A 26,113-nucleotide genomic window follows, 5' to 3' on the forward strand; every position below is an offset into this window, starting at 1 on the left:
TCCGTAGTTTATATATACTGGTTACAGCGTACGTGCCCATTCCAGAGAATGTGCACGTGTTGCGGAATCCAGCGCGATTATGTCGTCAATAGAAGCCGGGGTGACCATGTCATGTTTTTCTATAGCCTTTTTGATAAGCTGCGGAATTTGCAGAAACTCAATGTTGCCTTTCAGGAAAAGGTCAACAGCAATTTCGTTTGCTGCATTAAGAACTACACAAAGCCCTTTACCGCCCCGTAATGCTTCGCGTGCCAATTCAAGGCATGGAAAAGAAAGTATATCAGGTTTTTCAAAGGTCAAGTCGCCGCAGGAAATTAAATCAAGAGGCGTAACGCCCGTCTTCATTATTTTTGGCCAGCCAATGCAGTAGCCTATGGCAATACGCATGTCCGGTGGTCCCATATGGGCGATTTGTGAACCGTCATTATATTCCACCAGAGAGTGAATTATAGATTGAGGGTGCACTACAACCTCAATAGTGTCCAGTGGAACACCGTATAAATGATACGCTTCAATGACTTCAAGACCCTTATTCATAAGTGTTGCAGAATCGATACTTATTTTGGGTCCCATAGACCAGTTTGGATGGGCGAGTGCCTCCTTGCTGGTTACGGTGGAAAGAAAATCTCGTTTTTTACCGCGGAACGGACCGCCGGAAGCAGTTAGAATGATGCGGCGAACTTCGGCTTTGTCGTGTCCTGAAAGCGCTTGGAAAATAGCGTTATGTTCGGAATCGACAGGCAGAATAACTGCCCCTGTGCGCTGGCAGACATCGCGTATCAAATCGCCTGCAAGAACGAGTGATTCTTTATTTGCAAGGGCAATGACTTTTCCTGCTTCTGCTGCTGCAAAAGTGGCACGTAACCCAGCTGCGCCTACCTGTGCAGAAAGTACGGTGGAAGCTTCTTCAAGACGTGCCATGTGGGCATAGCCATCACCGCCAACGAGAATTGTCGGGGTATAGTCCGCAGGCAGTTTCTTTTGCAATTCAATTGCAGCATCATCTGTCAGAACTGCAAGGTACGCAGGGCGCCAGCGCATGGCTTGTTCTGCAAGCAGGCTGATATTGCGTGCTCCAGCTAAACCAACAACTGTAAATTGCTCCGGCTGTTCTTCAACTACTTTGAGCGCACTTGTTCCAATGGAACCGGTTGAACCCATTATAACAAGTGAACGTGGAAATGTATCCGCATATGCCGTGTTCGGCATTGATGATATGTACTGTATCACAAAATATCCTAAGCATGTAGAGCTGCAAGCTTTGCGCCTGCCTCGGTCATAAAGTTGAATAGCAGCGTTATATCATCACTGGTTGTGCGGTGATTGGCAACACACAGCCGGATAACGCCTTTGCCGCAAATGCGGGCGGGAGTCATAAAACCGAGACCACTTTTTTCAAGCTCGCCTAGAATTGCGACTTGTAAATTGTCCAGCTCTGCTTCTGACCAGTCACAACAGTTATCGGGAATGTACCGTGCACACGCCATAGAAAGCTCTACATCGCAAACAGTTTCCCAGTTTGGAGAATTTTGAGTGAGGGAGTAAAATAGTCTGGCATGCTCGTGATTGCGTTCAACAATTTCCGCAAGACGTTTGATGCCGTATGTTTTAAACGCAAACCAGAGTTTTAATGCGCGACCTTGTCGGGAAAGTTGAAAGTTTGTATTTTTCAAATCCCAGTCTGTCTCTTGACCAAGGTACACTGCTTTTGCAACAAATGTCTCTTTTTGTTGCTTTTTATTTTTAAAAAGCGTTATGCCGCACTCAAGTGGAATAAAAAACCATTTATGCGGGTCTACCGCAATAGAGTCTGCGCGCTCAATGCCGCTGAGGATAGGGCGCAACTTTTCAGAGATCATAGCCGCGCCACCGTAGGATGCATCTACGTGCAGCCACAGATTCAAATCTTCGCAGATATCCGCAATAGCATTGAGCGGGTCAACAGAACCGGTTGAGACAGCGCCAGCTTGTGCAACAACACAGTATGGTTGCATACCGGCAAGCCTGTCAGCCTGTACCATGCGCTGTAATTCCTCAGGAATCATGCGGCAGTGTTCGTCTGTTGGAACGCTGCGTACATTATCATGCCCGATGCCAAGCAGCATTGCAGAACGGTATACCGACATGTGCCCTTGATCGGAAACATAGACGGTAAGAGGTTTTTCGAGGGACTGCATTCCCTTGTCGGCGACCTCTGGAGCATGCGTGTGGCGACCTACTGTCATCCCCATAAGGTTGGCAACAGTGCCGCCAGAGACAAGTGTTCCACCCCATGTATCAGGGTAGCCGAACATTTTTGCAAACCAGCCGAGAACTACTTTTTCTAGAATAGTAGCAGGCGGACTGCCTTTATACAGTAACGGTGCCTGATTGAAGCCGACACTGAGCAGTTCACCAATGGTGCCAGCTGGCGCAGGGCTTGTTGTTATCCATGCCAGAAAGCGAGGATGACCAATACGGGTGCAAACAGATTTAAACGACCTTTCGACCTGATCGAGAACTTCATCCGGCGGGGAACCCTCCATCGGAATATCTTCAAACAGAGATTCCTTGATGGTTTCCATTGGAATTTGAGTAACCACCGGAGCATCTGAAATATGGGCGACATAGTCACCGATAATTGAGGCTACCCGTTGTAGGTGGTCGTCAAAGTGTTCTAGATCGAGAGACTGATGCTTATGTTTGTCACCCATAAGTCATTCCTGTCTGGTTAAAAGAATGAATAAATACTCTGTGCAAACCAGTACGTTGGCAATACCAATAAAATGGAGTCAATACGATCAAGTACGCCGCCATGTCCTGGCAGGATAGCTCCAGAATCCTTTACGCCGACGGTACGTTTGAGAGCAGATTCAAAAAAGTCACCAAGCTGAGAAGCACAGTTAAGAACGATGCCAAGCAGAATAAGAAGATACCAAGGAGCTGTGCCAAACGCCAGACCAAGGCTGACTGTAACAAGACAGCAGCCAAGCATGCCGCCGAGGGAACCTTCTATGGTTTTTTTAGGACTTACACGAGGCCAAATTTTGTTTTTTCCAAAGAAACGTCCGGCGTAGAAACCGCCGATGTCTGATGCAAATGCTGCGAGCAGAATAAGAATGAGTTCAATGCGTTGAAAGCTGAATACAGCCTGAAGAAGTACTGGCAGGTACAGTACGCCGCCAGTGATAATCTGGGACTGCGGGAAGCTTGCATCGTCGCGCATGGTAATGCCGTATTTACCGAGGAAAGCAAAGTTGCTAATCCAGAATGTTAGAGCAATAAATCCGATAACGGCATGCGGCAGGTTCAGGTAAGATGCGATAAGGATTGCAATACCCATAAGGCAGCCGAACAATTTAAGCGTCATCTTTTCGTTGCGCGCCCAGAACATGGTGTAAAATTCGTACTGTCCTATAACGCTGGCAGCAAGGATGCCTGCGAGCAGTGCCCAATCACCAATAACGAGAATGGCTATAAGTACAGGTAAGGCAATAAGTGCGGTCATCCAACGCTGTCTGTGAGAATTAGTCATTGTTAAGCTGGTCTCCGGTCTTTCCGAAACGGCGTTCCCGTGCGGCATAAGCCCTGAGCACGTCGTGGAATTCCTCAACTGAGAAATCCGGCCATAAGGTTTCGGTAAAATACATTTCGCTGTAAGCATGCTGGAAGAGCATGAAGTTTGAGAGGCGAACCTCTCCACTAGTGCGGATCATCAAGTCGGGGTCAGGGATGCCGGAAGAATAGAGTCTTGCGGCAAAGTTTTCTTCTGTTACGTCATCAACCGTTACGGAATCCGCTACAAGCTGCTTTGCAGCACGAATAATCTCATCTCTTCCTGAATAGTTTAAGGCAAGATTAAGCGTCATAGAGGTATTCTTTTGGGTTTTCTTGATGGCATGTTGTAAGGCTGTGCGTGCAGCAAGAGGTAACTCATTAATTTCACCAAAAATATTGAGTTTGATATCTTGCTCCATAAGATCGGGAAGCTCTTTTTTCAAAAAACTTACCAGCAGTTCAAAAAGAAAGCTGACTTCTTTTTGCGGGCGTGCCCAGTTTTCACGAGAAAACGTGTACAGGGTCATGTGCTTAATGCCCAATCTGCGAGATTCACGTACAATACGCTGTACTGTTTCAGACCCGGCACGGTGTCCTGCCGTGCGTTCGTCACCCCGTCGTTTTGCCCAGCGTCCGTTTCCATCCATGATGAATGAAACATGAACAGGTAGTGCTTCAGGGGAAGTCCAGTCCTGTAATTGTGAATTTGACAAAACATACCTCAGCATGCGTTTGAGTAATAAAAGAAACGTTGAGTTATAATGGGAAAGCCTATCCTCCGTCAAGAAAGCGAATCGGCTGACAAAAAGCGTGTGGAGGATGGGGACATACGTGAAGGTACACTCGCATTGAACGGCATTCGCTGCAAGGTAAGAGTCTGCTGCGGCTTGATATATATCCTGTAAATACGTTTTGTATGCAGTCGGCATTAGCTGGAAATACCATCAAAAAAAAAGGTCGGACATGATGTCCGACCTTTTATGACTGAAATTCAGCCGAAGCATTCAGGAAATTAAATTTCCATAATCTCTGCTTCTTTTTCACTTCCTTTTACGTCTGCCTTAGCAACGAATGAGTCAGTAAGTTTCTGAACCTCATCCTGACCGCGGTGGCAATCGTCTTCGGAAATGTCTTTTGCTTTTTCGAGCTTTTTCATCTGCTCGTTAGCGTCACGACGAACGTTGCGGATAGCAATTTTTGCATCTTCCACACCTTTTTTAGCAAGCTTAACAAGCTCGCGGCGACGTTCTTCAGTCAGCATCGGGATAGAGATGCGAATGATTTTACCGTCGTTCATCGGGGTAAGACCGAGATCGGAATTAAGGATAGCTTTTTCTACAAGAGCAAAAGCGCCTTTATCCCAAGGCTGGATAGTGATTGTGCGGCTTTCCGGAACAGCAACAGATGCAAGCTGTCCAATCGGAGTTGGTGCGCCATAGTAGTCAACAACAATGTGGTCAACAAGGCTGGCGTGCGCGCGACCAGTGCGTAAGCGGCTGAATTCACGATCCAGAGCAACTAACGCTTTTTCCATTCTTTCTTCGGCATCAAGAAGAATATCATCCATGATTAGCCTCCGTGTACGATTGTACCAATTTCTTCACCAAGAATAACTTTACGAACGTCACCCTTGAATAAGTTACAAACCAAAATTGGCACATTGTTTTCCATGCACAGCGAAATGGCAGTAGAATCCATTACTCGCAAGTTTTTCTGAAGTACCTCAATAAAGCTGAGAGACTTGAACATCACTGCATCATCGTTTGATACAGGATCTTTATCATAAACGCCATCTACTTTGGTAGCTTTAATGATAGCCTCACATTTTAATTCCATGCCGCGCAGTGCTGCTGCTGTGTCGGTAGTGAAAAACGGGTTACCGGTACCTGCCGCACAAATAACAATGCGACCTTTTTCCAGATGACGTTCAGCACGGCGTCGGATGTATGGCTCACAAACTTCCTGCATGGTGATAGCGGAAAGAACACGTGTAGGGTGACCGTGTTTTTCAAGGTGATCCTGAACAGCTACTGCGTTCATAACGGTTGCCATCATACCCATGTAGTCAGCAGAGGAGCGATCCATACCCTTTGCAGAGGAGGAAAGTCCACGGAAAATGTTACCACCGCCGATAACCAGAGCAATCTGTAAGCCCATGTCAGCAAGTTCTGCAATCTCGGAGCAAACACCTGCAACAGTTTCAGGGTCAATACCAAACTTGCCGTCACCAGCAAGTGCTTCGCCGCTCAGTTTAATCAGCACGCGTTTAAAGCGTAATTCGCTCATACATATCCTCTTTTCAGTTATAAAAAAATAACAACACAGGGTAGTGTCTTAGTTGTCAGCATCAAAAGGAGCACCCCAGTTGCCTTCCGAAACACGAACGTATTTGAGGAACGCGTAAAATGCTCCATGTATTGCATTAATAAACCCGGCTTTGCCATCGAGAAAACCGAGTTTAATGAAATAAAGTTTAATAAAACGCATTGTGCCGTGGGTAATTCCTTTCCCCAGCCCGCCTTTTTTCCCTTTGGCGTGTAGGTCATCTGCACCTTGCTGTGCGTAGGAATCAATTTTCTGCAAGTGCTGCGAAAAGCTCATGTAAGGGTAATGTAGGATTTCAGCGTCCAATTTCTCAGTCTTGCCTTTCGGGTGGAATGAGTAGTGCGCACCGCTTACCTTTACTTCGAGTTTTTCCGGTCTAAAAACACGGAGTAGCCAGTCGGGATACCAGCCGGAGTGTTTCATGAACCGATTGTAGTACCAGCTTTTGCGTTTTGTGTAGTAGCCTGCTGTATCCTGCGGAGCATTGGCGATGGCTTCAACTATCTTTGCCTTCAGTGACGAGGTGCATACTTCGTCCTGATCGAGACTGACTACCCAGTCCGCATTGATTTGAGAAAAAGCAAAGGTGAATTGAGCCGCAGGTCCGTTCCATGCATTCTGGATAACGGTCGCACCAAGGTTTTCAGCTATTGCAACGGTCTTATCAGTAGAAAATGAGTCAATAACAACAACTGAGTCGCAAAAGTGTAACGATTCAATACATTGTTTCAGTGTAGCTTCACCGTTGTATGTTAATATTAAGCCTGTGGTGGTTGTCGCCATAATGTTCTCTGTAGGTATGCTGTGGCAGTGTAAAATAGTCGGCTACAGTTTGTGTAAAAATTCAGATGCGATTTCGATAACCTGATCTGTACTGTCGTTTGTCAGGTCGTAGTACATTGGTAAACGTACCAACGTTTCGGAAACAGAATCTGTTACCGAAAGCGTGCCGCTTGTGCGTCCATACTTCACGCCTGCCGGAGCAGAGTGCAGCGGCACATAGTGGAATGGCGCTGCGATATCGTGCTGCTTCAAGTGGCTGATGAAGTTGGTGCGGACTTCAAGGTTCGGAAGTAAAATTTCGTACATGTGGGCATTGTGCGTGCAGTGCTCAGGAATAGTCGGGCATTTGATAATGCCTTTTTCTTCGAAAGGACGGAATGCTGCATCGTATCGATTCCAGATATCCAGCCTGCGTGCCGTAATGGCTGAGGCATCTTCCAGAAGAGAGTAGAGACATGCTGCAATAATGTCGCTTGGCAGGTAGCTGGAACCAGTATCTACCCATGTGTATTTATCTACTTGCCCACGGAAAAATTTGCTGCGGTTTGTGCCTTTTTCACGAATGATTTCTGCGTGCTCGGAATACGATGTGTCGTTGATGAGCAGCGCACCGCCTTCGCCGGACATGATGTTTTTTGTTTCGTGAAAACTGAGGGCGCCAAGTTCACCTATGGAGCCAAGGGCTTTGCCTTTGTATGTAGCCCCGAAGCCTTGGGCGGCGTCTTCCAAAATTGGAAGGTTGTGTCGCTTGGCAATATCGCAGATAGTATCCATTTCGCAGCCAACGCCAGCGTAGTGAACAGGTACAATGGCTTTGGTGCGGGGGGTGATAGCCTCTTCGATGCGTGTTTCGTCGATATTGTACGTATCCGGTCGGATATCTACAAAAACCGGTGTTGCTCCACGGAGAACAAACGCATTTGCTGTAGAAACAAAGGTGAATGAAGGCATGATAACTTCATCGCCAGCTTTTACAGAAAAAAGAAGAGCACCCATTTCGAGTGCTGCGGTACAGGAGTGGGTAAGAAGAGACTGAGCTACAGAAAACTGTTCTTCGATCCATTTATTACACAGTTTGGTGTAGGCGCCGTCACCAGCAGTTTGGTTACGCTCAAAGGCATCGCAGATGTATTTGAGTGTGTTGCTGTTATGACAAGGCTTATTGAAAGGAATGTTCACGGTGTAACCTTTATATGTTTCTTGCTCGTGTCAATATACACACAATAGTAGGACAGCGGTAGGAAAAAAACAGCCAGTTTTACGTTTGGTTCTACAAAATTTTGGGCTACGCGTAAAAAAGGGGGAGAGAAAACTCTCCCCCCTTATAAGCTGTTAGATAACCGTAAGGTTTCTATTCAGCGTCTTCTGCTTTAGCGTCGTCTTCACCAAGTTCGAAGCGAGCGAAAGAAGCAATAGATGCGCCTTTAAGAAGGTCGCGAATAGTCATTTTGTCGTCACGGATGTAAGGCTGGTTAACAAGGGTGATTTCCTTGAAGAATTTAGCCATACGACCGTCAACGATTTTGTCAACGATATTCTCTGGTTTACCTTCTTCGAGAGTTTTCTGACGCTGAACTTCACGTTCACGTTCAACAATCTCAGCAGGTACGCCGGACTCATCGATAGCTACTGGGTTGGTTGCAGCAATCTGCATTGCAACGCCTTTAGCCATGTCAGCATCGTCAGAACCGATGATCTCTACGAGAACGCCGATTTTGCCGTTGGAGTGAATGTAAGAACCGATGATGCCTTCGCCGGAAAGTTCCATGCGGTGTGCACGGCCAGCAGACATGTTTTCACCGAGGGTAGCGATAGCATCGTTAACTTCAGCTTCAACACGAGATGTGAAATCTTCAGCACCGTTTGCAAGAACGTCAGCAGCGAATTTAGCAGCGATTTCCTGGAATTTTTCGTTACGAGCAACGAAGTCAGTTTCGCATTTAAATTCAGCAAGAGCAGCGCAGTTGCCTTCAACTACACAACCAACGAGACCTTCAGAAGTCGCGCGGCCTGCTTTTTTAGCAGCTTTAGACAGACCTTTCTGGCGGAGCCAGTCGAGTGCTGCAGCTTCGTCTGCGTTGTTTTCTACGAGTGCTTTTTTGCAGTCCATCATGCCAGCGCCGGTTTTTTCGCGCAGGCTTTTAACCATAGCAGCGGTAATAGTAGCCATGATCTCTATCTCCCTCTGAATAAATTATTCGGATGCGGTAGCAGCAGCTTCTTCAGCTTCAGCAGCTTTAACCATCTCAGCTTCAGCGTCTTTGCCGTCTTTAGACATAGCGCCGCCTTCAGCACATGCATCAGCAATGTGAGAAACGAAAAGCTTGATAGCGCGAATAGCGTCGTCGTTACCTGGAATGATGTAATCAATAACGTCAGGATCGCAGTTGGAGTCAGTTACCGCAACGATTGGAATACCAAGTTTGCGACACTCTTTTACTGCGATGTCTTCACGTTTAGGGTCAACAATAAACGCGAGCTGTGGCAGGCGTTCCATGTTTTTAATACCACCGAGTGTAGCTTCGAGTTTGTCCATTTCGCGACGAAGACGAAGGATTTCTTTTTTCTGGTAGCGGTTAACGCTGCCATCTTCGAACATAACTTCGAGCTTTTTGAGGCGGTCAATAGATTTGCGGATAGTCTGGAAGTTGGTGAGTGTACCACCCATCCAGCGGTTGGTTACGTAGTACTGATCAGCACGGCCAGCTTCAGTTTTCACAGCTTCGTGAGCCTGACGCTTGGTACCGATGAAGATAACTTTGCCGCCATTAGCAACAGTTTCTACTACTTTGTCGTGAGCACGACGGTACAGTTTTACAGTCTGCTGAAGGTCCATGATATGGATGCCGTTACGAGCACCAAAGATAAATGGACGCATTTTTGGGTTCCAACGACGGGTCTGGTGACCGAAGTGAACGCCGGTTTCCAGCATTTGTTTCATAGTTACGTAAGCCATTGTAATCTCCTTCAATGGGTTTTTCTTCCACCCCGTGCCAAGTCCCGCCACCTTTACAATCTTACGTATTGCATAGGCACCCAGGGAAGATGCATCGGAGTGTGCTTTGTATTAAAAGGCAGGGATACATACTGCGAATAAGTGAGTTTGGCAAGCATTCTTACCGCTCAAACGCATTTTTATATGTATGCATTCTTTCCTTCAATGGCTGAGTGTAGCGCAGATTCTATTGAACAGGAAGCCCTGTAGAGCCTTCGCGCTTTGTAAAGTTTTTAACTGGATTGATAAGTGTGCCGATACCGTCGATTTCAACCTGAATTTCGTCGCCATCCTGAATAGGTCCGATTCCATGAGGGGTTCCGGTCAAAACAACATCACCGGGGAGCAAAGTCATAACATGGGAAATATTCGCCACAAGTTCCAGCGGGCTGAAGAGCATATCGGAAGTATGCCCCTGTTGTACGAGCTGATCGTTTTTGTATAACTTTACGGACAAATCTGAAGGGTCTTGAATATTGGTTTCAAGCCACGGGCCAATAGGTAAAAACGTATCAAACCCTTTGCATCTGCCGAACATTCCGTCGCTTTTTTGCAGGTCACGCGCAGTAACGTCGTTCGCACAGGTGTATCCGAAAATATGGTCAGGGACAGCATGCGTAGAGAGGAATCGAGTTTCGCGTCCTATAATAATGGCAAGCTCGGCTTCGTAATCTACTCTGGTGGATTGCGGCGGAATGTATATGGGCTGTCCGGTGTTGATGATGCTGGAAGGTGGTTTAAGAAAGAACATAGGTTCTTCCGGCAACGGCATGCCGAGCTCTGCCGCGTGCCCTTTGTAGTTCAATCCGACACAGACCACTTTGGAAGGGTTCACAAGTGGAAGCAGTTGTGCTTCTTCCAGCCGGAACCGCTCCGTAACACCAATTTGTGGGGTGAGGCAGCGTAAGAGTCCTTCTTCAAGCGCGGCATAAAATGTTTTATATTGATAATGGACTCTGACTATTTTCATGACACACTCCTGTTCTGTTCTTTACATCTTATACAAAGACATACTTTCAAAACCTATATCCATAGCTGTACACTAACAGTTCTATCCATGGCTATGGTGTTTTCAGTATAAATTGCGGGTATAGGTGAGAAAAAAGTGTTAAATTACTTTTTGTTATGTACTATTATGTGATTTATCCAATTATTATTGGAGTTAGTTAGGGTGTGTTTACAATTAGAAAAAAATTTTGCTGGTTCAATATAAGAATTTTTAAGCACACGCGACTCTGACTACTATTGGATCTAACTGTCGTCAGGAAACTGGAGGGAAGATGCCTCACATGACTGGAACGGGAATGCTGGCAATGTTTGCACTGTGTCTTGTCGGAATAACGGTGTATTCCTTTCTGATCTTTTTACCTTGCTGGATAATTGCGAAACGACGAAATGTTGCGGGTAGTTGGTGGAATTGGGTGATTCCGTTATGGAATTCATATATTGCCTTCCGTCTTGGAAACGGGTCTATTAAACAGGCGACAGTAGTTGCTCTTTTGCTTGTGGCAGGCGCTATAGGATTTGTGCTTAAAGATATTTCACAAATAGTAATGGTTGCAGGCGGGTTGCTGCTGGGCAGTGCGGTCGTGATGTTCTTTTATATATCGTATAATTGGTTAATGCAGATAGGTATTCTTGCCGGAGTGCATAAACATTTATTGCCGATGGTTTTGCTTGTGCTGCAAGTTACAGTGGTGGTGGGGCTGGTTGCATATTCAATTCTAGACTTAGGAACAACGGAGTATGTCGGTGTTATCGATAACACCGTTAACCTGTTATCGTGGATATTCTTTTTGATTGTTGCTGTACGAACTCCCCGTGCAGAGAATCCCCCGCAGGCATTGCTTTGAAAAAAGGAGGGCGTTTATGAGTTTGTTGAATTCAGTGCTTCCTGAGTATGACGTGAAAGAGCATCATGAGATAATTGTGAACAAACCTGTGGAAGCTGTTTTTGAAGCTGCGAATACGGTGGATTTCAGCACGTCAAAAATTATTGTCATCCTTTTTAAGCTGCGAGGCATTCCGGTAGGGCGACTGGATTTACAGGGCATGGTGGAAGAGGGCAGGTTTGTCCGCTTTGGTGAAATGCCTCCTTGGGAAACGGTCTTAGGTTTTACGGAAGCAGATGCAGTGAAAACGATTGATGATGTTGCAGCATTCACAACAAACACCATAGATGCAAAATTTCGCGTTGCATGGAACTTTCAGTGCGAAGCTCTTGATGAAAACACAACACGGCTGAGCACTGAAACTCGCGTAGCTTTGCTGGGGACATTTCTAAAAATATTTTTCAGGTGCTATTGGTTCTTCATCAAACCATTCAGTGGTTGGATTCGAACTATTATGCTGCGGCTTATAAAGGAAAAAGCGGAGGCGTCTTGAGACAACAAAAAAAGCCTCTGGAAAGATAGACCATCCAGAGGCGTTGTATTCGTAGAAAGCGTTGCTTGTCGATAAATTATACCATCGTAATAACAGGAACAACTACAGGGTCGCGTTCCAGTACTTTTCGGAAGAAGCGGCGTAAACCGGAGCGGATTCTGTCCTGCAAGAGTTCGATATCTTCAGGACCTATGTTTTCGAGCAGTTCCAGAATAATGCATTTTGCGTCCTCAAGAACATGATCGAAATGTGCTTCAAAAACAAAGCCTTTGGAAACAATGGTAGGACCATGTAAGATTTCCCAAATTTGCTCGTCGAGTACCATGAAGACTACAACCATTCCTTCGCCGCCAAGTATCTGGCGTTCTTTTAGAACCGTTAGCCCCACATCGCCGACGCCTTTTCCGTCAACTAGAATTTCTTCCAATTCCAGCGGTGTTTCTTTGGTGAGCGTGCCGTCGCAAAGTGTTACGGGTTGACCGTCCTCAACTATCAACGTGTTTGCTTCTTCCACACCACATTCTTGTGCAAGACGGCAGTGTTTTACAAGATGTCGATACTCCCCGTGCACAGGAATAAAGTGCTTAGGAGAGACCGTGTTGAGCATTTCGCATAATTCTTCACGGTAGGCATGACCTGATGCATGAATATTGCGGAAGCTTTCGTAAAAAACTTCGGCTCCCATGCGGTACATATCATTAATCATACGTGTGATTGCAAGTGTATTGCCCGGAATAACACGGGAAGACATTACGACCGTGTCGCCTTCCTGAATGGCAAGATGTTTGTGTTCACCACGAGCAATTCGAGAAAGCGCAGAAAGTGGCTCCCCTTGAGAACCTGTGAGAAGAAGCACTGTTTCTTCATCCGGCAGTTCAGGCATTTCTCGTGTATCCATGTATACAGGAGTGCGGATACGTAAGAATCCAAGCTCATTTGCGATTTCGATATTTTTAACAAGACTGCGACCAGATACAGCAATTTTACGTCCGTAGCGGGCAGAGATATCCAGCACTTGCTGAATACGTTGAATATGACTGGAAAAAAGAGTGACGATGATACGTCCTTTTGCGTTGGCAAAAAGATCTTCAAAGGCGCTTTTGATATCACGCTCGCTTAGCGAATATCCTTCGCGCTCGATGTTTGTAGAGTCGGAAAGAAGTAGTTCAACGCCGTCTTTTGAAAAATTATGAAAGCCTTCAAGGTCGGTTCGATGATTATCAAGAGGCGTTCTGTCGAGTTTAAAATCGCCTGTATGAACAACCTTGCCCGCAGGAGTTTCAACACCGATACCGTATCCTTCAATAATGGAATGGCATACAGGGAAAAAGTTGAATGCCATATCGCCAAGCTGGATACGTTCTCTTGGGGAGACAGGGATAAGTTCTGTGCGGTGCAGCAATTCTGCTTCGCGCAATTTGCTTTCAACAAGTGCAAGTGTGAAGCGGGAGCCATAAATCGGAACACTGAGCCAGCGAATAAGCCAAGGGAGAGCGCCGATGTGATCTTCATGCCCATGTGTAAGCACAATCCCTTTTACTTTTTCTTTCTGATTAAGGATGTGCTCAAACTGGGGAATAATAACATCAACACCGAGATGGTAGTCATGTGGAAACATAAGACCGCAATCGACAATGACTGTTGTGGTGTCTGTAGACCACATGGTGCAGTTCATGCCGATTTCACCCATGCCGCCGAGCGGTGTGAGTGTTAGGCTTGCTTGTGATGGCATGCGCGCATCTCCATGTATTCTTTATTCATGACATCCCGGAGCATATCGCTAAATTCGTTACGCTGCTTTAATGTGTACTCTTCTGTGCTGATTGGTGCCAACGCTTTAACGTACACTTTTCTGCGAGGGCTTAATGCAATACGCCCTTTAGGGAGAATGTCACCTGTACCTTCTATAATAACAGGAACAATAGGAACACCGGCTTTCAGTGCCAGCATTATTGTGCCTGTTTTAAATTCACCAAGTTCCTCGTGCTGCTCCTGACGTGTGCCTTCTGGAAAAATAATAACAGAGCGACCTTCGCGGATCATGGCGGCGGCAGTATCGAGTGATTTCATTGCAGCGCGTCTGTTGCTGCGATCTACAGAAATATTACCGAACAGATTGAAGCAACGTCCGATCAACGGAAGTTTTTGCAGGCTTGCTTTTGCCATAAAAGCAGGCAGTGCTTGCTCAAGTGCAACAAGAGAGAGTGGAATATCAAACTGGCTTTGATGGTTTGCGGCAAAGATAACAGGTTCGTTTGTCGGGATAGCATCTGTTTCTGTAATTAATTCTATCTGAGAACAATTGCGTGCCGCTTTACACCAGAACAATGCGTAATAGCGAACCATTTTTCCAGATTTATCAAGTGCTGCCGCAATGGGCATAGCAATACAAACATACAATGTTGTAAGCAGGAAAGAAACATAAAACCAGATTGTGCGTATCATATCGTATCCAATAAAATGAGCTGGTAAATTATCAAAAAGGTGCACCAGGCTCCAATTAATAAAGCCGCAGCGCAATGTAATGGTGCGGTGCTTGTAGCATGGAGGCATGAAAAGTCGATAGTACTTTATTGCGTCAGAAAAATTTATGGGTAGAAGAGGTTACCGGCTCGCGCTGTGGCTGCTCAAAAACAATACATACACAACTGGTTAGAGTGCGTAATAAAAAAGAGCCTGTCGCTAGAACAGGCTCTTTTCTCGTTGTGTTGCTGGTGGGGAATTAGCTTGCTTTTTCCGCCACAACTTTATCAATTACAGGTGGTGGTGCTTCTTCGTAATGGTCAAACTCCATTGTGAAGACACCCTGACCGCCTGTGATGGATCGGAGATCTGGTGCATAGCGGAGCACTTCGCCCATTGGCACATGTGCTTTAATTTCAGTTATGCCCGCTTTTGAGTCAGAACCGAGAACCTTACCACGACGTGAGGACAAGTCACCGATAACATCACCCATAAACTCGTCCGGTATATGCACAGTCATTAAAACAACAGGCTCAAGCAACGTAGGCTTTACCTGATCCATTGCGCCCTTAAGAGCCAGTGAACCTGCAATTTTAAATGCCATTTCAGAGGAGTCTACAGAGTGATATGAACCGTCGTAAAGTTTTACCTTAAAGTCTACAAGCGGGTATCCTGCAAGACAACCACGCTGTGCTGCTTCCTGAATACCTTTATCGACTGCCGGAATATACTGACGAGGAATAACACCGCCCACGATGGCGTTTTCAAACTCATATCCAAAGCCTTGCGGCATACCTTCAATTTCAATCCAGCAATCACCGAATTGTCCGCGTCCACCGGATTGTTTTTTGTGTCTGCCTTGAACTTGCGCTTTACCTTTGATTGTTTCGCGGTATGGAATTTTTGGAGTTTTCAAGACCATGTCGCACTTGTAGCGGCGCATGGCGCGTTCTACACTTGTTTCAATATGAAGCTGTCCCATGCCGGAAAGTAGAATGTCACTGGATTCTGCATCACGGGAGAGGGTAAGCGTGATATCTTCATCAAGCAGCTTTTGAACCGCAGCATAGATTTTGTCTTCGTCGCCTTTTTCTTTAGGAGCGATAGCGTATGAAATAAGAGTCGGTGGAAGGTCCGGCATAAGAACTTCAAAACTATCTTTTGGCTCAGCCAGCGTATCGCCTGTCTTGGTCACCTTGAGCTTTGGTACAGCAATGAGCGAACCTGGACCGATCTCGCCTTTGGCTGGAGAGTGATCCTTACCATTCATGAATAATGGCGAGTTGATGCGTTCCACTTCGTCTTGATTCACATTTTTAAGGGATGCGTCTCCTGAGAACGAACCGGAAACAACGCGCATGACTGAAAGTTGACCGGAGAATGGGTCGGATAACGTCTTAACTGTAAGCAATGCAAGAGGCTCATCTGGTGATGATGCACGCTCGTTACCTTCTTTATCCATCCACGCAGGGTGTTGTAGCGGTGAAGGTAATAAATCTTGCACAGCATTAAGAAGTTCTGCTCCACCTCTATTTTCTAGAGAAGAGCCAAGCATGACAGGGATAAGCTCACGCGAGAGCACACCGTCACGCAAACCGGTGGTAATTTCTTCTTGAGTAAGTTCGCCAGTCTCAAGATAGTTTTCCATTAATTCTTCATTACTTTCAGCAATGTTCTCAATGGTAGTTTCGCGGAGTACAGAAATTTCATCGGCGAGGTCTTCCGGTACATCACCTTCTGTTGTTGAACCATCTTCATTGTAGAAGAATGCTTTGTTGTTAAGAACATCAACATAGCCTTTAAAATTGTCACCCTGTCCAATTGGCATTTGCAGCAACACAGGGCGGATTCCAAGGATTGAAGAGAGACCGTTGAATGCTGTGTCGAAGTCAGCGCGGTCACGATCCATTTTGTTGATGAAGATGATGGAAGGAAGGCTAGCGTTTTGGACAAAGTTCCAAAGACGGCTGGTTAAAGGGCGGACGCCGTCTACTGCGTCAATAACAAAAATGGCGCTATCAACCCCGAATAACAGGTGGTTGATATCGCCAACAAAGTTATTATCGCCGGGAATGTCCATGAGGAAGTGACGGTTCTTGTTCCAGTCCATGGTGGCAAAACCGGGCTGGATGGAACCACGTCGTTTTACTTCCTCTGGTTCATAGTCAAGCGAAGTGGTGCCTTCTTCAATTTTTCCAAGGCGATTGATAACCCCGGACTGAAACATAAGCATTTCAGCCAGCGAGGTTTTCCCACTTCCTCCTGTGCCCACAAGGGCATAAGTTCTCTGAGAATCAAGTGTCTTGGCCATATACCTCTCCCTTAGTGTGGTTTTAGGGGATTAAGCCTGCTAAAATTGCAAACTGCGGTGTTCCATTACTTGTCTAGAGGGGGTGCCGGTGCGATGCGTCAGGGGACACCCCTATAGTTCCACCTTGTATAACGCTTCATCAGTTGTCAACCTTTGATGCGAAAAATTCAAATTCTCAAATGGATAGTGATCTTTATGTTGAATTTTATCGTAACTTGTAGAAGTATAATCCGTCGTGAATTTTTTGACCTGCCAATGTCGTTGATTCAGGAGTCCATATGTATATCAATATACTCATCGGAATAATTTTTATTGTACTTGTTGTGTGGATAGTGCGGGACTTTTTAGCGAGTCTAAAGTCGCCAGCGCGAATTATGAAAGACGAATTGACGTTGCGGCGGGAAAAACATGAACAGGTGAATGCAAACATAGAGCGATTACGCGAAACAGGTGTGAAAAAACTTGTGCCAGTGGCTCGTGCTTTACAGGAAATGAACGAAGCGCTGCCTAAAGAAAAGCGGTTTACCGTAGAAAATAATCATGACACTGTGGCGATTATTTTCGAAAAATCATATGTAGAAGTTACTCACAGACTGACGCAATTTTCGTTGAGTGGTAATGAACAGGATTTTACTGATGACGTGGAAGCGCATCAGACGTTCATTATCGAGCGTAAGGATGCTGAAGGGAATGTTATAAGTATTCGCGAAGCAGTAACGGAAGAAGAAACAATACGCCTTATTGCCCGCGAAATTGCTGCCGTTGTAGAACCTTGAGCAAGCATGGCTAGCTTGCACAACCCCTGATGCGTGTTGTTTTCATACATTATGGATGGTAAGTTCTACGCATTTGCTGCGTCTGTTGTTCAATTTGTTTTACTGTACTACTTTTTCCAAATGGGGGCGAAATGTCGAAAGAATGTACCCTGTATGCACTTTCCACCTGCATTCATTGCAGGAGAATGAAGATTTTTTTAGAAGACCATGAAGTGGATTTTGATAATATTTTTGTTGATAAGCTTAAGGGCGATGAGCGGAAAAATATTATCGATACGATTAGAAATTATAATCCGAAACTTTCTTTTCCTACCTTGGTCGTTAAAGAGGGTGAGTGCATAATTGTAGGCTTCCATAAAGACCAGATTGAGGAGGCACTGAACTTATGAGTAAGAAAATGACTGCTGAAGAGCTGTACAAGATGCTCAAAAAGATTCAGGAGCCGCGTGGATTCTATTTCAATAAAGATATGGAAATAACCATGCCGCTGTTGGAAAGCCTGTTAATAAACAGAGACGAATATGGGTACATGGCGTGTCCGTGTCGATTGCCAAACGGTGAGTTTGACAAGGACAGGGATATCGTTTGCCCTTGTGAGTATCGCGATCCGGATTTAGAAGAATTTGGTGTATGCTACTGCGGGCTGTATGTAACCGAAGAATACAATCAGGAAGATCACGATGAAGTGGCAATTCCTGAACGTCGTCCGCCAGAAAAAATTTTAGGATAATATCCCCGCTGCCGGATGGCTCTAGCGGCGCGAATACGATAGTTACTATTGGGACAGTCGTATTTGCCGTGTAGCGCAGGTTGATCCTATAGCAAAGCATATAGAGTGAAAAAAGCGATGCAACTCTTGTTACTACAGGAGTTGCATCGCTTTTTTTGTACTGTGGCTTCGGAAGAAAAAAGAGATAACGTACTTATGTTACGTTAAGCCTAACAACTCAGCGCCATTGCTCAGGAAGGTTTCGAGCTTTGAATTTGAGAGCTTGAGTCGTTTTTTGAGCTTAATCAGCTCTTTGTCCGGGCTGTACAGTGGGTAATCCGATCCGAACAGAATTTTTTCATGCGGATGCTTTTTCATGATTGCATTAAGCGTGGTGTCGTCAATGAAATCAAGCGTGCTCGACGTGTCGATGTAAATGTTTTTTCCAATAAGAACCTTTAACGCATGATCCCATTGGTGATATCCCCCGAAGTGCGCGGCAACAAAGCGTGCGTTAGGGAATTGATCGATCAGTGCCGAAAGTTTGTACGGACAGGATGGATTATCTTCCGGTGCTAGCTTGTCTCCGACGTGGAACAGGATGACGAAATCTTTTTGTGCTGCTTCAATGATAGGCAGCAGACGTTTTTCATCCATTCTGAAGCCTTGAAAATCTGGGTGCAGCTTCAGTCCCTTAATACCCCGTGCTTTTAAGCGTGCCAGCTGGTTTTCCCAGTCGTCGAAGTCTGGATGGATTGTGCCGAAAGGAATTGCATCTGGATGAGCTGCTTTAAGCGAAAGAGCAAAATTGTTTGCAGGAATAACTTGTGCGGCTGAGGTTGCTGCACAGAGTACCACCATTTTATCCAGACCGGCTTTTTTAACCCGGCGGATAAGATCATCCATAACACCTGTGCACTGACATGTAATTCCATAGTGGGAATTTAAATGTTCGACTGCTTTGGCGGCAATTTTGGGATGAAACGCGTGAGTGTGGAAATCAATATACATAATAGTGCAGCGTTCTTCTTAGATTATAGTTACTATCCGAGAAAGAGGTCTTTGAGCCATTCAGGGACTTTAACAGGACGACCTTTTTCATTTGTACATGCGTGTTCAGTGCTGCCGGTAGCAAGCACAGTGTCTTTTGATTCGTTGTAGATTTCGTATTCAAAAGTCATGGATGCACGTCCCCACTTACTGATGCCGACACGGAGATGCAGCAGGTCGTCAAAGCGGGCAGGGCGTTTGTAACGGCATTTGGCTTCGCGTACCGGAAGGTATATGCCCCGTTTTTCTACTTCGCTGTAGCTCATGCCGTGTTCGCGGATGTATTCGCTACGACTTCTTTCAAACAAATGAAGATACTCAGCGTAATACATGACGGACATAGCATCGGTTTCACCGTAGGAAACACGATGCGTAAGCCATGTCTCTGGCGTTGGGAATGTATCCATATCGTTTCCTTTATTGCTTCAGTCTTTATATATGATGCTGCAAGTACGGAACATCAATATGTTGCCGTCTGCGCCATTCCGTACGTGCTCTGCAAAGCTCTTTACCGGTTTCGTCATGGGAAACAGAGTGCAGGTAATCGCCGTCAGCAGTGGTGCCGGACTTGCTTGTGAGCTTTTGTAACGCGCCGCATTCAGTTCGGTAACTAATGTCAATGAGTGCTGGCTCATATTCCATTAAGAAATCTTCTGGGACAGATTCTTGAATCCACCCAAGGTAGCGCACGTTGTTTACATGTCCGTTTGTGTCGATATCTGTCTTTCTGCTTACGAGCGGAATTTCATATTCCACGTTTTTTAGACGAGGAACAACACGCGTTGGAAATTCTTTGCAGCACGGAGTATTCTTTGGGTAATTGGCTGTAATAAATTCCGGTACGGACACAAGCTTCCGTTTTGCAATATCTATTACAAGCCAAGCTGTTGTGCCTTCTGCAATAAGCGTGTTCTGTGCATCGAATACTTCAAAACAACGGAGTGCAAGCGTAGGCGTGTGGCTTGAAGGCCATGTGTGCACTGAAATGGTTTCACCGGTAACAGGATAGCGATCTACCGTTATGGTTAATCTGCTGAGTACCCATGCAATGCCGTGCTCAAGTAAAAATTCCCCCGGAAACCCGTGGAGCCGTGCGTTGTTGGCTGCTGCTTCTTCAAAAAAAGCGGCAAACGTGGCAGGGCATGCCTTTCCGAATCTGTCTGTATGGTAGGTCTTAATAGTGTAAGACTCTATCCCCTTTCCAGTCATATATAATTCCCCTTCAATGCAGCCGTACTAGCTAGCACTGACAGGTGTTGAGAGCAATAGTGTGCATGTTGATTATTTTCCGGTAATTACAATATGGTTACTATATATTGTAATTACCGGAACAAGTTAGATATCTTTCAAATGATTATACGGGTCGAGAGAAAAGGATATAGGGGCGTAGATGGCATGATCTGCGCGTGTATCCAGTGCCCAGCGTTGTGTTCCGTATTCGTAATGCCACCATTCGCAGTGGAAGTTCACAAACCCTGCCTGTGTCATAACAAAGTACAGAAGTCTGCGGTTGTAGAGAGCTTCCTCTTCTTTTGCGGTGAGCTTTTCGTTTTGTTCGAGTTTTTTCTCGAAATAATCAGTGCTGGATATTTCATTCGGGAAATCAAACGGAGCACCAAAGAAAAGTTTTTTACCAGCCTTATCGGCGATGGTGATGTCTATGGCACCACCAGTGGAGTGTGGAGCAGGCATGGTAATGTCTGTCATAGGCTTGGCAACATATTGCTGTGCTTTGCGACTAATTTCTTCTTCTGTCTCATCTGGATGCATTGTGCTGAATGCGTTGGTGCATTCGGTAAACAGAAAAGATTGAACTTGTGTCGAGCGCCAGCCATCCAGCACTACAAGACGCAAGTGTGACGGCAGCAGGGAAGAGGCATGCAATAGACGCTCAAGAACACCTTCTCGTGCGTAACATTCCGGCAAAGCCCCTGCAATCTGTCGCTCAAAATATATAGAGCGGCTCAGCATATGTTCCGGTGCCAAAGACAGTGGAACGAGTTCTTCATGTGAGTCCGTGCAAGGAACAGCATAAACAGACTCCCATGATGCTTCTGAGAGTCCATGAATAGGCGGTACTATTTTATCAGGCATAATTAGATCCAATAATATGTGTAGGTAAATGTGCCGCATACTCTGGCTGGTATTTTGTGCAGAGGACTATGTGTGGCACAACAATAAGCAGTCTTTGGCAAATAAACCTAACTATCGGAAAAGGCTAGAATTTGTTTGTATGAATATCAAAGGATTTTTGAGGTAGCTCGCTGGGGTGACGATACGAGATGGTTGGTGACATCAGCGATTGCGCAATACGTCCAGCACATCCACATTTGAAGCAACCCATGCAGGGTAGGCTCCCGCAAAGATGCCAAGCAGGCAGGAGCCAAGGCTGACTACTGCTATGAGAAGCGGATCATATATGAACGGATACCCCGCGGTGTAGTAGATTATTGTTATAAGAACGATGGCGATAAGTGCACCTAACGTTCCACCTATGCCTGAGAGTAGACTCGATTCTAATAAAAATTGGGACATGATTGCGCTGCGGCGGGCACCAATGGCGCGCCGGACGCCGATTTCTAACTTACGGGTTTGCACGAGCAAAATCATGATAGATAAAATTCCCATTGCGCCGACTGAAAAAGATATAGACGAACTCATGATTCCGAGAATCCATACCAGCTCTAATGCTTGCGTTTTTAGCTTGGAAACATCCTTTGCAGCCAGCACTAGAAAGTCATCTTTTTCTGTTGGCTGTATTTTATGTTGTCGTCGCATAATGTCGATGGATGATTGTTTTGCTTCTTCTTCTGCCTTGTCCGTGTATAGCGTCATAAAGACACCGGATACCCAATCCTGATTCGACATTCTTCGCATATACGTTGTAATGGGAACAAACACTTGCTCGTCTTGGTCTGTACCAGCGAGGTCACGTCCTCTTTTTGGCATCACACCTATGACCTGTAAGTTTGTGAGTCCGTAGCGTATGATTTTTCCGAGAGCCTGCGTATGGTTTGCAAATAGCTGATTGGCGATGGTGTATCCCAGCACACAGACTTTTGCTCGTTGTTCGACTTCTTGCTGTGTAAAAAAACGTCCGTATGCAACTGTAGCTGCACGGACAGAAGGAAAATTAGCATTTGCTGCAATAAGTTGTGATGAAACAAGGTTGCGGCGGTAGCTGATTTTTAAATTTTTGGTAACAAAGGGGGTTCCTTCTTTTACAAAGGGGTTGTTTTTTAGCAGAGCATCAGCATCATCCTGCTTGAAGGTGGTAATTACTCCCCCATACCGTATTGAACCGCTCCGCCTGAACGTAGGTTGACCTGCAAGAGCCACTAACAGGTTGGGACCTAATTTTTCTGTTTCCAGCCGTGCCTGTTCTTTTAGTGCTTCTGAAACATGGATGACTCCTGTGAGCGCTAATGTGCCAAGAAATACACCAAGCATGGCAAGTGCAGAGCGTAATTTGTGGGCAGCCAGTGAACGCAGGGCAATGCGTAAATAACTTAACATTACCCGTCTCCGCGTAGCGCACGTATCGGGTCAAGGTCTGCTGCCTGTCGTGCCGGACTTAACCCAAAAATTAATCCCACGGTCATAGCCGCCCCAAGAGCAGATACAAACATTTTTAGGGAAAGCCGTATTTCAATAAGATTAAAAATGAAAAGTGCCTGTGCTAGCGCAAGCCCCAGTGCGATTCCAAGTAACCCTCCTAAAATTGTTAAAAGAATAGCTTCGAGCAAAAATTGTCTGATTATTGCGCCTTTGCTTGCCCCAATGGCGCGTTTGAGTCCTATCTCTAGTGTTCGTTCAGATACCGAAAGATAGAATAAATTTGCCAGAACAAAACCGCCGACGAGCATTGCCGTAACTGCTGTAACGCCAAGAAATATAGTCAGTCCGCCTTTGATAATAGATAAAAATTGCTGGACTTCTTCTGCGGTGAGAATGGTGAAGTCATCAGGATCACTAGGGGCAAGATTGTGAAGTTTTCGCAAGTAGCTCGTAAGGTTTTCTACGTTAGCGCGCATGTTTTCAGCATCAATATATTTGATTCGAAGTCCTCTGAAGTATTGTCTGTTCACACCGAATCGTTGCGCCATAGTTGTAAGCGGGATGATGATGCGGTCATCAAGACTGGAACCACCGCCACCTGAATATCCTCTGTAGGAAAGCTCTCCAATTACTGTAAATGGAATTGATCCCACAAAAATAGTTTTGCTGATGGGGCTTTCGCCTTTGGTAAACAAGGCCTTAGCGACGGTTTCGCCGATAAGGCATACTTTTAATGCCCGTGTTACGTCTTGCTCCGTAAAATCCCGTCCGGAAATAAGCGGCCAGTTCCATGCTTCACTGTAATTGGCTGATGAGCCGATTATTCGCGCAACGTTCCAATTTTTATTTTTATATCGAAGCGTCTTACCTGCTACAGAACGAAGCGGGATGACAAGGTATGTTCCGGGTAATGATTGCCTGATGTTTTTCAGGTCACTCCATGAGAGTGTGAGTGTACGTTGCCCTACAGGACGGTTGAAAATATCGCCGCCAAGAACGAGAACGGCATCCGGTCCAAAGGATTCAGTTAATTCTTCTGCTTTTTGATTGGCTCCGTCGTGTGCGGCAATGATGACAGTAAGGGAAGCAATTCCAAGCGAGACAGACACTATGACAAAGAGCGAACGAATTTTGTACGCCCAGAGTGCTTGCAGCGCTAAGAGTCCTGTTCTGCCAAAGTGGGCTAAATGTGATCTAACATCTTCGAGTTTCATTCATTTTATTGTAGCGCAGATGAATGTACGAACAAGAGCGATTACGTATAAATTTAACAGTGCGTTAGAGGTATCAATCTAAAATAATGCCGCTACTGACCTGAATATAAAAAAGCGTCCGGTTTTCTTTGCTGATTAAGAAACCGGACGCAGGGAGGTGTCAAAAGAGGGTACAATGTTTAGATGATAAGCACTGCCCATCATATCCGCAGGAGAGCAAAGCTGGGATGTTTTTCAACCAATACAGAAACAAAATGCAGGAATGTTTCTGTAGTATTGTTTGTGTTGAGTGAGGCTGGCTCAACTGCACACCATACGGCTCTTTTGACCAGACAGGTTATATTGAAGAATACGTTGTGTTTCACCTTTATGCACATGTTGTCGCATAGATTACGAACAGTTCTGCCAGCAAAGCTGAATATGGTCCTTAGCAAGACTTCGGGAGAAAAGGCTTACTCCGACAGCCAGTGCGATGGATATCGGCAGAGCAACAACATTTGGGTCAACCCACTGAAGGAGAAACATAGTGCTACCCGGTGCTGCATCAGCAACAAGAGTTACCTTGCCAAAAAGAGTCTGGCAAAGCCCGATGGCAGCAGCTTCTTTTTTGTGGATAAACAGCATCCACAACATAGAGATAGTAAAACCACCGACGATGGACATTTTTGCACCTGTTTTTGTGATGCCTTTCCAGTAAAGACCAAGAACGTATGCTGGTAAAAATGTTGCGCCGCTTAATCCAAAGAAGAACGCGGTTGCGCGTGCAACAATGGAAGGAGGAAGCAGCCACGCCCACACAAGAGTAGCAATAATGGTAGCAACAATACCGAGCTGGTTGATGGATGGGACACTCAGTGTGTTTCTACTACGCATAATTGTTCGGGAGACATCATGCGCAAGAGAGGTTCCGCCAATGTGGAACTGGCTGGAAAGTGTGGACATGGCTGCGGCAAACATAGCAAGCAGAAACATGGCAGAGAACCATGGCGGCATAACTTTTTCGATAAAGACGGGAACAATTTTATCAAGGTTGCCGCCAGCCATCTGAATGCTTATTTTGCCAAACTGGTTAAAGAAAATTGCGTTTGAAAGTGCACCTACTACGTAGATGACCCCAATGGTCAGCAGGATAAAAACGGAACCGTAGAGCACAGCACGGTTTAATTCTTTGTCGCTGGAAACAGTCATAAAGCGTACAGCAAGCTGTGGCTGCGCAAGTACACCTATGCCAACACCGTAGACAATGGTTGTGTAGATAACGAGCCAGAGTGGTGAGCCTGTCTCAGTTCCTTGAGTCCAGCCGAGGATTCCGCCTTTTTGCAGTGAGTCGGGAACCAAGTGCGCCATGGAAGTAAGAGTTTCATGAGCGGGAATAACACCACCGAGCAGGTAGTAGGTGTAGCCAAGCAAAAAGACCATCATGCCGACCATGATTGTTCCTTGAAAAGCATCCGTGTACATAACAGCTTTCATGCCGCCGGTAATAACGTACAGGGATAAGATTGCAGTAATGCCGATAAGCATCCATTCGTATGGTAATCCGAGGGATACTTCTGTCATACGACAAATACCTGTCAGGACAGCTGCTGCGTAAACGGGAATAAAGAAAAAGATAATTCCGCCGGAAAATCCTTGGATAAATTTTGAATTGTAGCGTTTGCCAAGTAGTTCTGGGAAGGTATGACAGTTAAGCACCAATCCCATGCGACGGGTTCGTTTACCTAGAAAAACCATGGCGAGGAAAATGCCGACAAAAATATTTAAGAATGCCAACCAAAGGAGTGACATACCGAACATTGCAGCTACACCACCGAATCCGATGATAGCTGAAGTGGAAATAAAGGTAGCGCCATACGACATAGCCATAACAAATGGATTCACGGAACGTCCGGCGAGCATGTAGTCTCCGGCGTTCTTCGTTTCTTTCCATCCTTTCCATCCCAAGTAGAAGACAATTCCAAAGTAGAGCAGTGATGTTATCAGTTTGATGACCATGTCGTATTCTCC

The 26,113-nt window shown here is 45.7% G+C and carries 26 protein-coding genes; 5 read left to right on the forward strand and 21 right to left on the reverse strand.

The genetic code is table 11. From position 1 onward, the window contains the following. Positions 1 to 21 precede the first annotated feature (21 nt). From N4A56_RS04760 to N4A56_RS04810, 11 genes are all read right to left on the reverse strand, one after another. On the reverse strand, positions 22 to 1,230 hold the full coding sequence (locus N4A56_RS04760; RefSeq protein WP_295545398.1) for a 1-deoxy-D-xylulose-5-phosphate reductoisomerase: 1,209 nt from the start codon (positions 1,228 to 1,230) through the stop codon (positions 22 to 24). Positions 1,231 to 1,238: 8 nt separating this feature from the next. Further along, a complete protein-coding gene (locus tag N4A56_RS04765) occupies positions 1,239 to 2,693 on the reverse strand; it encodes a pyridoxal-dependent decarboxylase (RefSeq protein ID WP_295545401.1) in 1,455 nt (484 codons plus the stop codon). 17 nt (positions 2,694 to 2,710) lie between these two features. Beyond that, positions 2,711 to 3,514 (reverse strand): phosphatidate cytidylyltransferase, encoded by an 804-nt coding sequence (locus N4A56_RS04770; protein WP_293670523.1) that lies wholly within the window; start codon positions 3,512 to 3,514, stop codon positions 2,711 to 2,713. Next, positions 3,507 to 4,250 (reverse strand): isoprenyl transferase, encoded by a 744-nt coding sequence (locus tag N4A56_RS04775; RefSeq protein ID WP_293670524.1) that lies wholly within the window; start codon positions 4,248 to 4,250, stop codon positions 3,507 to 3,509. The genes N4A56_RS04770 and N4A56_RS04775 overlap by 8 nt, the downstream gene beginning before the upstream one ends. Before the next feature lie 299 nt (positions 4,251 to 4,549). Then, the gene (gene frr / locus N4A56_RS04780) at positions 4,550 to 5,104 is read right to left on the reverse strand and encodes a ribosome recycling factor (protein ID WP_293670525.1); all 555 of its coding nucleotides are present in this window, start codon (positions 5,102 to 5,104) and stop codon (positions 4,550 to 4,552) included. Positions 5,105 to 5,106: 2 nt separating this feature from the next. Further along, a complete protein-coding gene (pyrH, locus tag N4A56_RS04785; RefSeq protein WP_293670526.1) occupies positions 5,107 to 5,823 on the reverse strand; it encodes a UMP kinase in 717 nt (238 codons plus the stop codon). 48 nt (positions 5,824 to 5,871) lie between these two features. Next, positions 5,872 to 6,645 carry a glycosyltransferase family 2 protein gene (locus N4A56_RS04790; protein WP_295545404.1) on the reverse strand — a complete coding sequence of 258 codons (774 nt, stop codon included), beginning with the start codon at positions 6,643 to 6,645 and terminating at the stop codon, positions 5,872 to 5,874. Positions 6,646 to 6,687: 42 nt separating this feature from the next. After that, a complete protein-coding gene (gene rffA / locus N4A56_RS04795) occupies positions 6,688 to 7,824 on the reverse strand; it encodes a dTDP-4-amino-4,6-dideoxygalactose transaminase (protein WP_295545407.1) in 1,137 nt (378 codons plus the stop codon). A gap of 172 nt (positions 7,825 to 7,996) precedes the next feature. Then, positions 7,997 to 8,815, reverse strand: coding sequence for a translation elongation factor Ts (gene tsf / locus N4A56_RS04800; protein WP_293670529.1), 819 nt, complete (start codon positions 8,813 to 8,815; stop codon positions 7,997 to 7,999). Between the two features lie 24 nt (positions 8,816 to 8,839). Further along, positions 8,840 to 9,601 carry a 30S ribosomal protein S2 gene (rpsB, locus tag N4A56_RS04805; RefSeq protein WP_293670530.1) on the reverse strand — a complete coding sequence of 254 codons (762 nt, stop codon included), beginning with the start codon at positions 9,599 to 9,601 and terminating at the stop codon, positions 8,840 to 8,842. Between the two features lie 226 nt (positions 9,602 to 9,827). Beyond that, the gene (locus N4A56_RS04810; RefSeq protein ID WP_293670531.1) at positions 9,828 to 10,610 is read right to left on the reverse strand and encodes a fumarylacetoacetate hydrolase family protein; all 783 of its coding nucleotides are present in this window, start codon (positions 10,608 to 10,610) and stop codon (positions 9,828 to 9,830) included. 310 nt (positions 10,611 to 10,920) lie between these two features. On the opposite strand from N4A56_RS04810, the gene N4A56_RS04815 reads away from it, so the two are divergent. Together N4A56_RS04815 and N4A56_RS04820 are read left to right on the forward strand one after the other, a co-directional pair. Further along, on the forward strand, positions 10,921 to 11,493 hold the full coding sequence (locus N4A56_RS04815; protein ID WP_295545411.1) for a hypothetical protein: 573 nt from the start codon (positions 10,921 to 10,923) through the stop codon (positions 11,491 to 11,493). 16 nt (positions 11,494 to 11,509) lie between these two features. Beyond that, the gene (locus N4A56_RS04820; protein ID WP_295545413.1) at positions 11,510 to 12,025 is read left to right on the forward strand and encodes a hypothetical protein; all 516 of its coding nucleotides are present in this window, start codon (positions 11,510 to 11,512) and stop codon (positions 12,023 to 12,025) included. Positions 12,026 to 12,101: 76 nt separating this feature from the next. Here N4A56_RS04820 and N4A56_RS04825 read toward each other — a convergent pair whose 3' ends face one another. The 3 genes from N4A56_RS04825 to N4A56_RS04835 form a co-directional block, all read right to left on the reverse strand. After that, positions 12,102 to 13,757 (reverse strand): ribonuclease J, encoded by a 1,656-nt coding sequence (locus tag N4A56_RS04825; RefSeq protein WP_293670534.1) that lies wholly within the window; start codon positions 13,755 to 13,757, stop codon positions 12,102 to 12,104. Further along, positions 13,736 to 14,470 (reverse strand): lysophospholipid acyltransferase family protein, encoded by a 735-nt coding sequence (locus N4A56_RS04830; RefSeq protein WP_295545415.1) that lies wholly within the window; start codon positions 14,468 to 14,470, stop codon positions 13,736 to 13,738. The genes N4A56_RS04825 and N4A56_RS04830 overlap by 22 nt, the downstream gene beginning before the upstream one ends. Before the next feature lie 277 nt (positions 14,471 to 14,747). Next, positions 14,748 to 16,799: an elongation factor G gene (locus N4A56_RS04835; RefSeq protein ID WP_295545417.1), complete on the reverse strand. Its 2,052-nt coding sequence runs from the start codon at positions 16,797 to 16,799 to the stop codon at positions 14,748 to 14,750. 278 nt (positions 16,800 to 17,077) lie between these two features. On the opposite strand from N4A56_RS04835, the gene N4A56_RS04840 reads away from it, so the two are divergent. From N4A56_RS04840 to N4A56_RS04850, 3 genes are all read left to right on the forward strand, one after another. Then, complete coding sequence (locus tag N4A56_RS04840) at positions 17,078 to 17,575, forward strand: hypothetical protein (RefSeq protein WP_295545419.1); 498 nt, start codon at positions 17,078 to 17,080, stop codon at positions 17,573 to 17,575. Positions 17,576 to 17,706: 131 nt separating this feature from the next. Beyond that, positions 17,707 to 17,964 carry a glutaredoxin family protein gene (locus N4A56_RS04845; protein ID WP_293670538.1) on the forward strand — a complete coding sequence of 86 codons (258 nt, stop codon included), beginning with the start codon at positions 17,707 to 17,709 and terminating at the stop codon, positions 17,962 to 17,964. After that, positions 17,961 to 18,305 (forward strand): ferredoxin-thioredoxin reductase catalytic domain-containing protein, encoded by a 345-nt coding sequence (locus tag N4A56_RS04850; protein ID WP_293670540.1) that lies wholly within the window; start codon positions 17,961 to 17,963, stop codon positions 18,303 to 18,305. Before N4A56_RS04845 ends, N4A56_RS04850 begins: the two co-directional genes overlap by 4 nt. 198 nt (positions 18,306 to 18,503) lie before the next feature. On the opposite strand, the gene N4A56_RS04855 is transcribed toward N4A56_RS04850, so the two are convergent. From N4A56_RS04855 to N4A56_RS04885, 7 genes are all read right to left on the reverse strand, one after another. Further along, positions 18,504 to 19,295, reverse strand: coding sequence for an amidohydrolase family protein (locus N4A56_RS04855; protein ID WP_295545423.1), 792 nt, complete (start codon positions 19,293 to 19,295; stop codon positions 18,504 to 18,506). 32 nt (positions 19,296 to 19,327) lie between these two features. Beyond that, positions 19,328 to 19,741, reverse strand: coding sequence for a thioesterase family protein (locus N4A56_RS04860; protein ID WP_295545425.1), 414 nt, complete (start codon positions 19,739 to 19,741; stop codon positions 19,328 to 19,330). 25 nt (positions 19,742 to 19,766) lie between these two features. Beyond that, positions 19,767 to 20,543, reverse strand: coding sequence for an acyl-ACP thioesterase domain-containing protein (locus N4A56_RS04865; RefSeq protein WP_295545427.1), 777 nt, complete (start codon positions 20,541 to 20,543; stop codon positions 19,767 to 19,769). Positions 20,544 to 20,669: 126 nt separating this feature from the next. Next, a complete protein-coding gene (locus tag N4A56_RS04870; protein ID WP_295545429.1) occupies positions 20,670 to 21,428 on the reverse strand; it encodes a M15 family metallopeptidase in 759 nt (252 codons plus the stop codon). Between the two features lie 201 nt (positions 21,429 to 21,629). Beyond that, the gene (locus tag N4A56_RS04875) at positions 21,630 to 22,850 is read right to left on the reverse strand and encodes an ABC transporter permease (protein WP_295545430.1); all 1,221 of its coding nucleotides are present in this window, start codon (positions 22,848 to 22,850) and stop codon (positions 21,630 to 21,632) included. Further along, entirely contained in the window at positions 22,850 to 24,106 is a 1,257-nt protein-coding gene (locus tag N4A56_RS04880; RefSeq protein WP_295545433.1) for an ABC transporter permease, read from the reverse strand. The genes N4A56_RS04875 and N4A56_RS04880 overlap by 1 nt, the downstream gene beginning before the upstream one ends. Before the next feature lie 390 nt (positions 24,107 to 24,496). Next, on the reverse strand, positions 24,497 to 26,101 hold the full coding sequence (locus N4A56_RS04885; RefSeq protein WP_295545435.1) for a sodium:solute symporter family protein: 1,605 nt from the start codon (positions 26,099 to 26,101) through the stop codon (positions 24,497 to 24,499). Between the last annotated feature and the right edge of the window lie 12 nt (positions 26,102 to 26,113).

The sequence above is a fragment of the Halodesulfovibrio sp. genome, assembly GCF_025210605.1.
Classification (GTDB): domain Bacteria; phylum Desulfobacterota; class Desulfovibrionia; order Desulfovibrionales; family Desulfovibrionaceae; genus Halodesulfovibrio.